The 9,211-nt window shown below is 34.7% G+C and carries 9 protein-coding genes; all 9 read left to right on the forward strand.

Annotated features, from left to right (window positions below):
- The first annotated feature begins 31 nt into the window (after positions 1–31).
- The 9 genes from PGLA_RS09800 (at position 32) to PGLA_RS28550 (ending at position 9,030) form a co-directional block, all read left to right on the forward strand.
- Positions 32–799: an ABC transporter ATP-binding protein gene (locus PGLA_RS09800; protein ID WP_068532081.1), complete on the forward strand. Its 768-nt coding sequence runs from the start codon at positions 32–34 to the stop codon at positions 797–799.
- Positions 786–2,711 carry an FtsX-like permease family protein gene (locus PGLA_RS09805; protein ID WP_068532083.1) on the forward strand — a complete coding sequence of 642 codons (1,926 nt, stop codon included), beginning with the start codon at positions 786–788 and terminating at the stop codon, positions 2,709–2,711. The genes PGLA_RS09800 and PGLA_RS09805 overlap by 14 nt, the downstream gene beginning before the upstream one ends.
- A gap of 431 nt (positions 2,712–3,142) precedes the next feature.
- Positions 3,143–4,198, forward strand: coding sequence for a DUF418 domain-containing protein (locus tag PGLA_RS09810; protein ID WP_068532085.1), 1,056 nt, complete (start codon positions 3,143–3,145; stop codon positions 4,196–4,198).
- 19 nt (positions 4,199–4,217) lie between these two features.
- Entirely contained in the window at positions 4,218–4,979 is a 762-nt protein-coding gene (locus PGLA_RS09815) for an ABC transporter ATP-binding protein (protein ID WP_068532087.1), read from the forward strand.
- A 15-nt stretch (positions 4,980–4,994) separates the two neighbouring features.
- Positions 4,995–6,851, forward strand: coding sequence for an FtsX-like permease family protein (locus tag PGLA_RS09820; RefSeq protein ID WP_068532089.1), 1,857 nt, complete (start codon positions 4,995–4,997; stop codon positions 6,849–6,851).
- 210 nt (positions 6,852–7,061) lie between these two features.
- Entirely contained in the window at positions 7,062–7,433 is a 372-nt protein-coding gene (locus PGLA_RS09825) for a YxeA family protein (protein ID WP_068532091.1), read from the forward strand.
- 512 nt (positions 7,434–7,945) lie between these two features.
- The gene (locus PGLA_RS26715) at positions 7,946–8,146 is read left to right on the forward strand and encodes a helix-turn-helix domain-containing protein (protein ID WP_084410910.1); all 201 of its coding nucleotides are present in this window, start codon (positions 7,946–7,948) and stop codon (positions 8,144–8,146) included.
- 293 nt (positions 8,147–8,439) lie between these two features.
- The gene (locus PGLA_RS28870; protein ID WP_068532094.1) at positions 8,440–8,829 is read left to right on the forward strand and encodes a transporter; all 390 of its coding nucleotides are present in this window, start codon (positions 8,440–8,442) and stop codon (positions 8,827–8,829) included.
- 60 nt (positions 8,830–8,889) lie between these two features.
- Positions 8,890–9,030: a hypothetical protein gene (locus PGLA_RS28550; RefSeq protein ID WP_211269522.1), complete on the forward strand. Its 141-nt coding sequence runs from the start codon at positions 8,890–8,892 to the stop codon at positions 9,028–9,030.
- Positions 9,031–9,211 lie beyond the last annotated feature (181 nt).

Below are 9,211 nucleotides of genomic sequence, written 5' to 3' on the forward strand. Positions count from 1 at the left end.
AGGCTTATCATACAACAGAGGAGATTCTACATTGAAACCAGTACTACAAGCAAAGCATATAAAAAAGGTATATGGTAATAGAGGTAGCAAATTTACTGCTCTTCATGATATTGACATCACAATTTTTGAAGGTGAATTTGTTGGCATTATGGGTCCATCTGGTTCTGGAAAATCTACATTATTAAATATATTATCCACAATTGATAAACCAACAGCAGGAGAAATTATCATTGATGGAGCAAACATTAGAAAAATGAAAGAAGAACAGCTTACTGCATTTCGTCGTGATACGTTGGGCTTTATTTATCAAGATAACAAGTTGCTTGATACATTAACTGTTAAAGAGAATATCTTCTTACCTCTTGCTTTAAAAAACACTCCTGCGCAAGAGATTGACCAGCAAGTAGATGAAATTGCAAAAATGTTTGGCATTCAAGCGTTGTTAAATCAATATCCATATCAGATTTCCGGGGGGCAAAAGCAGCGTACAGCCGCATCCCGAGCAATTATCGGGAAACCAAAATTAATTTTGGCTGATGAGCCTACAGGTGCGCTTGATTCTAAATCAGCAGCTGACTTGCTAAATATCTTACAAACGTTAAATGAAAAAAATCAGTCTACTATTATGATGGTTACTCATGATGCTTTTGCGGCAAGTTATTGTCAACGTGTTCTCTTTATTAAAGATGGAGAAGTATTCGCAGAACTTGTAAAGGGTGAGATGTCACAGAAAGTTTTTTTTCAAAAACTACTATATATTCTTTCTGCCCTTGGAGGTGGCGTGAATGACACTATTTAGTATTACTAAGAAAAACATGCAAAGTAACTTTAAAAGTTATGTACTATACTTTGCTTCCATGATATTTAGTATTGTCATCTATTTTACATTTGAATCTTTGCACTATAATGACTACCTTGTAAAACAAATAGGTGCATCTAAACAAATTTCAGATGTGTTCACAGCTTCATCTGTTATCCTCATGATTTTTGTAGGGATATTCATTTGGTATTCAAACTCATTTTTCACAAAAAAACGAAAAAAAGAAATTGCATTATATTCTTTACTTGGTGTTCCAAAACGAAAAATTGGCGCAATGTTATTTTATGAGAATTTTGTTCTGGGGATTATTGCACTTGTTATAGGAATAGGGATTGGAGCTTTATTGTCAAAAGTATTTTCGATGTTGCTTTTAAGAGTAATGCAATTGCCAACTGCGATTTCATTTTCTGTTTCTATAGAAGCAGTACTCCACACCATCCTTGTATTTGCTGTTATTATTTTGATAACCTCATCTCATGGATACAGCATAATCTATAAATTTAAATTAATTGAATTACTTCAAGCAGAAAAACAAGGTGAGCATATTCCAAGAGGATCTGTATTTACTGCTTTGTTAGGAATTATTTTATTAACTTCTTCCTATTGGGTTGCACTTCAACCTATTTTTTCTTCTATATGGGTGAGTCATAAAATTCGTAATATGTGTATTGTTTTAGGTGGTTCCATTATAGGTACATATTTGATATTTCGTTCTTTCACAGTTTTCTTATTAATTGGCTTACAGAAGAATAAAAAGTACTATTATCGTGGAATTAATGTAGTAGGGTTATCTCAACTGTTATCCCGTATTCAAACAAATGCAAAAATATTAACAGCCATTACGTTATTAAGCGCGGTCACATTGTGCGGTATTGGAGCGTCATATAGTATTTATTATAAAAATAAAACAATGCTTGATAAAATAGAACCGTTTAGCTTTATGTATGTAACAACAGGAACGCAAGTGGATCAACAAATTGAAAATACGATTAAACAGTCTAAACATACAATTGAAGATAAAATTACTATTCCCTTAGTGAAAATAAAAGCAGATTTACACGTAAGTGGTATGATGCCACCCGATTTTACGGAGAATCGACAATATTTGAACCTATTAGCAGAGAGTACCTTCGTTACACTATCCGGTATAACTAAGAAAGATATAAAAGTCTCTCTTCAAGGTACTGAAGCAATTGCCCTTGATTCGAATAAGAGTAATACACTCAAAACAGAATACATGAATGGAAAAGTGAAACTCTACCTTCCAAACAACAATTACACATTGCAATTTGTTGGAAAAATACAGGATAACGTTATAAATGATTCACTACATGAATTCACGATAGTCGTTTCAGACGAATTTTTTTCTACCGTAATAAAAAAGCAAGAACCCTATACACTACAAGCATATAAGGTTATAGATGACAAAAATACGAAGGAGTTAACAAAATCACTTCAAAGCATTGTACCAAACGAAGCTAACCTAATTGCAAAATACAATGCTTATAGAGGAGGTGTGGAGGCATCAGGATTAGTAATCTTTGCAGGAGTATTTTTAGGACTTGTCTTTTTAGCTGCAACAGGAAGCATGATTTACTTTAAGCAATTAACAGAAGCAATAATAGATGAAGATAAATATATTATCTTACGTATATTAGGTGTAAGTAAGCAAGCTATTTTTAAATCGATTGTAAAACAAGTAACTTTTATTTTTATATTCCCACTTTGCATTGGGATTTTACATAGTGTTATTGCTTTAAAAGCACTATCTAACACATTAGGCATGGATATTTTTGTTCCTGTGTTAACTGCCATTGGCGTATACACATTTATCTATTTCATTTACTATTTATTCACCATAAAATCGTATAACAACATCGTAAATAAATAATTGAAAGAAAGAGACAATTTCATCACTCATATTATCCCCTTTAAGTAGACAGTAAAAAGAAAGACACATACTGTTATAACTTGAAGGGGTTTTTCATGGGAAAAATATATCGTCCATGTACAGTTATTTTTAAATATAGATCCATGCAAATGTATATATCTAATCTAGATTCATTTTAATCAGAAGAAGAATTAAAGAGGCAAAAAAACAACCTGAGTCCAGTTGAGTACCTGGCTCAGGTTGTTTTTAGGATCCTTACAAAAATGTAAGATTCCAGTTAGACACTTCGATGTTCACTTTTTTTCTTTCTTTGTATACTAAGCAATAGCTAATGAAGCAATTTACTACAGTTACAAAACTACTTCAATAACTTGTTGTCAAAACGGTTAGATACATGTACTAAAAATTTATTATGGAAAGGTATGAAACTTATGAACGTAATGAAACAAGATTCACCTCAAAAAGATCGAATCGTAGATTTAGATGTAATACGAGGATTTGCGTTAATTGGCATTTTCTTAGTGAATATCACAATGTTTTTTCAAGAAGCCGGCGTGTCTCCTACAGCATTACCTGACAACAATTGGATTCAAATATTTGCGACAGGTAAGTTTTACGCTATTTTTTCTTTATTATTTGGAGCAGGTTCAGCTCTTTTCTTAACCAGAGCAAAAGCGAAAAATCAACCTTATTCCTTATATGTACGTCGCATGATCGTACTGCTTTTAATTGGTCTATTGCACGCTAGTGTTTGGGGTGGGGATATACTGCAGTTATATGCAATTATCGGACTGGTGTTATTGCTTCTTCATAAAGTGCCTAGCAAGTGGTTGTTAACTATTTCTTTCAGTTTACATGTGCTGGGAATCATCGCTAATATACTGATTTATGATTATCTGTATGGCGGGAAAGAAAACATGCCTCTATTTCTCAATATTTTGCAACTGATTACTTCATTATTATCAGTGTTAGTCTATTTTATAGAGGGCTTTTCACTTATGAATATGGATATTCTCACAAGGTTGAAGTGCCGACCAAAACTTCATGCAGCACTCATTGCAGTGCTGAGTAGTATTGCTATCGTTGGAGTTAGCATACAATTTACAACATCAAGCGCAAAGTTATCTTTCAGCCTACTGGCTATTTTACAGCCCTTTCTCACATTAACTTACATGTTAATACTAATTGCTATGTTAAAGAATAAGACAGGAAGCTTTTTACTAAAGCCATTTAAAAGCTACGGAAAAATGGCGATGAGTAATTATTTAGGACAAACTGTTGTAGGAATGTTTATCTTACCATTATTCATAAATACCTTTCAGCCCGCATTCCTTATGATTGGTATATGTCTCCTAACATGGATAGTCCAAATTATACTCAGCAATGTTTGGTTACAATATTTTTATTTTGGACCAATAGAGTGGATTTGGCGTTGCTTAACTTATCTTAAAATGATGCCAATTCGAAAAACTAATAGAAACAACTAATATATAGGAGGATATAGACATGCAAATACCAGTAGTAGACGTAAAAAACGTGATGAAAGTATATGGGAAAAAGGGAGAAAATCAATCATACGCTTTAAAGGACGTTTCGTTTTCAATTCGAAGAGGTGAATTCGTTGGTATTATGGGGCCATCCGGATCAGGGAAAACAACATTGTTAAATGTAATTTCTACATTAGATAAAACAACGGATGGCTCTATTGAAATTGCAGGGACCGATATTACAAAGATGAAGCAAGTTGAACTATCTGATTTCCGTTCACAAAAGCTAGGTTTTATTTTCCAAGACTTTAACTTATTAGATAATTTATCAATCTATGAAAATATAGCTTTACCGCTTTCGCTGCAAGGTGTTCCTTCTCGAAAGATTAGACCAAAAGTAGAAAAAGTAGCGGACATGTTAGGGATTTCAGCGATACTTCAAAAGTACCCTTCAGAAGTGTCTGGTGGTCAAAAACAACGTTCTGCCGCAGCACGTGCACTTGTTCATGAGCCAGCAATCATTTTAGGTGATGAACCAACAGGAGCGCTTGATTCTAAAAATGCGATAAGCTTATTAGATGCTATGACAAGCTTGAATGAAGAACAAGATGTTACCATTATGATGGTTACACATGATCCGTTTAGTGCGAGCTATTGTCAACGAATTTTGTTTATTCAAGACGGCGAGTTGTATAGAGAACTTCACCGCACAACAGATCGTGAAGTGTTCTATAAAGAAATTTTAAACGTACTTGCAGACTTAGGTACACAAAAAGCATAAGAAAGGAGGCACGACATGTTATTAAAACTTTCCATGGCAGGACTAAAAAGTAAACTAAAAGACTACGTTGTCTTATTAGTCGGTCTCGTAATGTCCATTTCAATTTTTTATATGTTTCAAACGTTAGCAATGAATGAAGCATTTACTAATGCAAATTCATTAATTAGTTCTATTGGAATTGTCTTTCGAATTGGTTCCTTTTTATTAGCAACCATTACATTTTTCTATATTTTATATGCGAACTCATTTTTACTATCACTGCGCCAAAAAGAGTTCGGTATGTATATGATGTTAGGTGCCAAAAAAAATAAAATCACAATGCTAATGTTTATTGAAACATTAATACTTGGAATAACCTCACTTATTATTGGGATTGGATTAGGTGTAGGGCTTTCTAAAGGAATTGGGCAGCTACTGATGAAGGAACTAGAGTTCGCTTCAGATGGATATTATGCTTTCTATGTTCCATCAATTCGTGTAACAGCAATATTTTTTTTAATTTTGTTTTTCATAGCTGCAATTATGAATGCACTCAAATTATCACGCATTACAATACTACAGCTAGTGCACTCTGATACAAAAGCAGACAAGCCTTCTGTAAAAGGAGCAAAAACATTTTTTGTAGCGGTAATTGGCGTTATTTCATTAGCAATTGGATACGGTTCATTGATAAACATGAAAACTTTATCAATAGCAGGATTACCGATAGCTACGGTAACAACAACGTTAGGAACATACCTTGTTTTTATATCTGTATTACCATTGATTATTAACCTGGTGAAACGAAATAAACGCTGGAATGAAAAAGGACTGAATTCTTTTACCTTTGCTCAGCTAAGTTTTCGTGTGAATGGTTTAACAAAGGTATTAGCAACAGTAGCAATGTTAATTGCACTTGCTGTAGGAGCAATTACAGGTGGAATGGCTTTTAAAAACAACGTAGGACTTACTGTTGACGCTGTGAATGTATATGATATTACAATTCATAATCCAACAACAAATGAGAAAAAAATACTAGCAAATATTCAATTTAAAGAAAAAAATGAGTATCGTTACAAAGTAGACCAACAGTTTGTCTATTATTTAAAAGAGGATTTAGAGAAAAATCGTCCCTTCATACAACCAGGATTTGAGAAAAGAGATCTCACTCAAATTAAACGTGTTTCAAGTGAACTTCCAGTAGGTGCGATTGTTGGAAAAGATATAAAAAATGCAATGAATAGACCCATTCTCTCAGAAGAATGGAACAAGGCTTTTAATGAAATTCAACCATCCTATTTGTATACCCAACAATATATTCAAATCGTAAATCAAAAGATATACGATCAAATAAAAAGCAAAGAACAGTATGTTGTAAATGGAAAAACAAACGATTTTATCACTTATAAGAAAGAATGGAAAAAGCTCGATGATTTACAATTGCAAAAATATCCAAACGTGACAAAAGAACAATTAAACAGTAAGTATAGCTTTTATGAAATTATATACGGCTTTACAAGTGGAACTGTGTTTATGGGCTTCTTCTTAGGAATTGCTTTTTTAGCCATGATGGCAAGTTGCTTAATGTTTAAAATACTTTCGGGTGCAACAAAAGATATTCATCGTTATCAAATGTTGCATAAAATTGGTGTCCGTCATGAACTGTTAACAAAGTCCATTTATAAAGAACTATGGTTAGTATTCTTATTTCCAGCTATTGTCGGGATAGTACATGTATTTGTCGGAATGAATATGTTCTCACTCATCTTAATGGACCCATATTTCCGTATTTGGATTCCAATAGCAATTTTCGCAGTCATTTACACTGCTTATTACCTTATCACAGTTCAATTGTATAAAGGGATTGTTCTTCCATCAAAAATGCGTATTTGACCTTGATCTGATGGCAAGGTGTCATCAGATTTTTTATACTAGAAAATGTAAGGATGCTTCTTAAATAGAGGCAATCCACTTGTACTATTGATTCCTTACAGAAATGTAAGTTACCTGTTAGACACTTCGATGTTTGCACTTCTGTAATTCCTGTAAACTAACTATAGTTAGTCATTTAAATACACAAAAAAATTATAAAGGAGTTTAAATATGAAAAAATTACTTGCTTCAATTGCTACTTTCACACTATTTGCTAGTTTTGCGGTGGGCTGTGATGTATCTTCACCAAGCAAAATTGGAACAGATGAATACTATGTACAAATACAAGGTGAAGGTGAAATCAAAGATAAGAGTCGTTACTATACTTTACCTACTTATGATGAAAATGGGGTAGAAAAGAAAGTAACATTTACAAGTGTTAAACCAAATAATGAAAAACTTAAAGAAAATGCTTTTTTACGCCTTTATATCAAACAAGATGATAAAAAGAAAACAGATATTCCAGATACAGAAGTAAAATCTTATGAAGAAGTTCAAAAAGATGATTTACCTGCAAAAACAAAAGAAAAGTTAGGGGGTTAATCCAGTTCTTTTTTATGTATATAGATTGTATATGATTTTGGATCGGATAAGCTGGATTCTTATTGACTGTACAATAAGGGGTTTGGAAACATATTAAAGAAGCCAAGAGCTTCTTAAAAAAGCGTTTGGTTGATGTTTAGACACATCTACAATAGCAAAGAAAATCCAAAGGATAAGATATATAAAATTTCAAAAAATATCTCCTTTGCCATTGAATCAAATGGTTCCTAACTTTCTTTTCATGGTAATTTATAGTGGTTCCACAATTTCCTTTTTTCGCTTTTATCAGGTGTTGCCACAAACCCAGTAAAATCAACAATATTAGTTCCAGACTTTTTTATCATATGAAAATTCAAGGTACTAAGAAGATAATTAACAGCATTTAATACACTTAGAAAAGTCCCGATGATAATGTCGGGGCTTTTCTTTTTTTTGAAAGGAAGGAAGTTGAAAGGTACTCATCATTAGGTGATCGTATCCGCTTAATTAGGAAAATAAATTAGTTTAAACAGATTGAATTCGCTAACATTATTTACGTTTCCCAAGGCAGTTTGAGTGAAATTGAGCAAGACAAATATAAGCCTTCATATGATGTGATTATTGCTATTAATAAGCGGTTTAACACTGAGATAGAATGGCCTATTTATGGTGACGAAAAGATAGTTGGTGGAAATATTTTTAATATGGAAATATATGATAAGGATGAGATTTGAAAATAAAGTGTTAGACTCGTCATTAAGCTAACGGGCAGGATAGTTTAAGATCAAGCGCGGTGAACCGTACGATAAGTAGGGGCAAGTTTTTTGATAATGCCTATGTTAAATCTTATTGTTGATTTTCAGTAAAATAAAACCGCTCAAGAATAAAAAAGCAGCTAATTTCACTAATTTCCTTCACTACCGTTCAGCTTCGGCTGGGCGGGGATTTTTTATTGGCATTTGCCCAGGCGCCATTTCCGCGAATGCATATGATGATTATGCCTACTCATTGAAAGGAGCGATCACATATGGGATTTTTTCCAACACCGGGAACCGGAGGAGGGTTTCCAGGAGGGCCTGGCGTGCCGGGAGGACCGGGTTTTCCAAGTGGAAGTCCCGGAGGATTTCCAGGGTCTCCGGGACTTCCGGGGGGGGCACCGGGAGGCGTTCAGGCGCCGACGGCTCCTCCACCGCAATTCGTACCGCAAATGCAGGCCGCCACATTTGCCATCGACCCCGGCGGGATCAGACACTGCCTGTTCCGCAACACATACATTTGGCTGAACAACGGCGAGCAATTCTGGTTCTTCCCGGTATTTGTCGGGCGTAATTCTGTGGCAGGGTTCAGATGGTTCGGTTTCTTCTGGGGATACTTCGGTATCGATTTGAATCGGATTGGCTCGTTCACGTGCTTCTAAGGCAGACAGCGAAAGAGAACAGCCTGCGGGCTGTTCTCTTTGTTGTACGACTTTTCGTGTTTGACGCTATCATTTAAGAATCATCGGTTCGGGCTTGCAGTGGATAGTGAGGATCCCGTAGATATTTTTATATCTATTAAAGTAGGCTCGCGGGAAAATCCGGGGATTGTGAATCCTGCAGAAGATACCGGGAAAAGATAATTAAACAAAGCGAGAGCAAAGAAAGGACTGCCCCGCAAATGCAGGCCTTAAAACTTGCCGTTACAGACAGCGCGGTGAGTGTGGTGCAGCCCGTTCTTGGGCTGCATGTATGGCTAACGGGACACTATAGTTCAATAATGAGAGGTAGCCCTTTGTTCAACTAACGGGCAGTTATGCGTAA

It is taken from the genome of Paenibacillus glacialis, from assembly GCF_001637205.1.
In the GTDB taxonomy this organism is placed as follows: domain Bacteria; phylum Bacillota; class Bacilli; order Paenibacillales; family Paenibacillaceae; genus Paenibacillus_AQ; species Paenibacillus_AQ glacialis.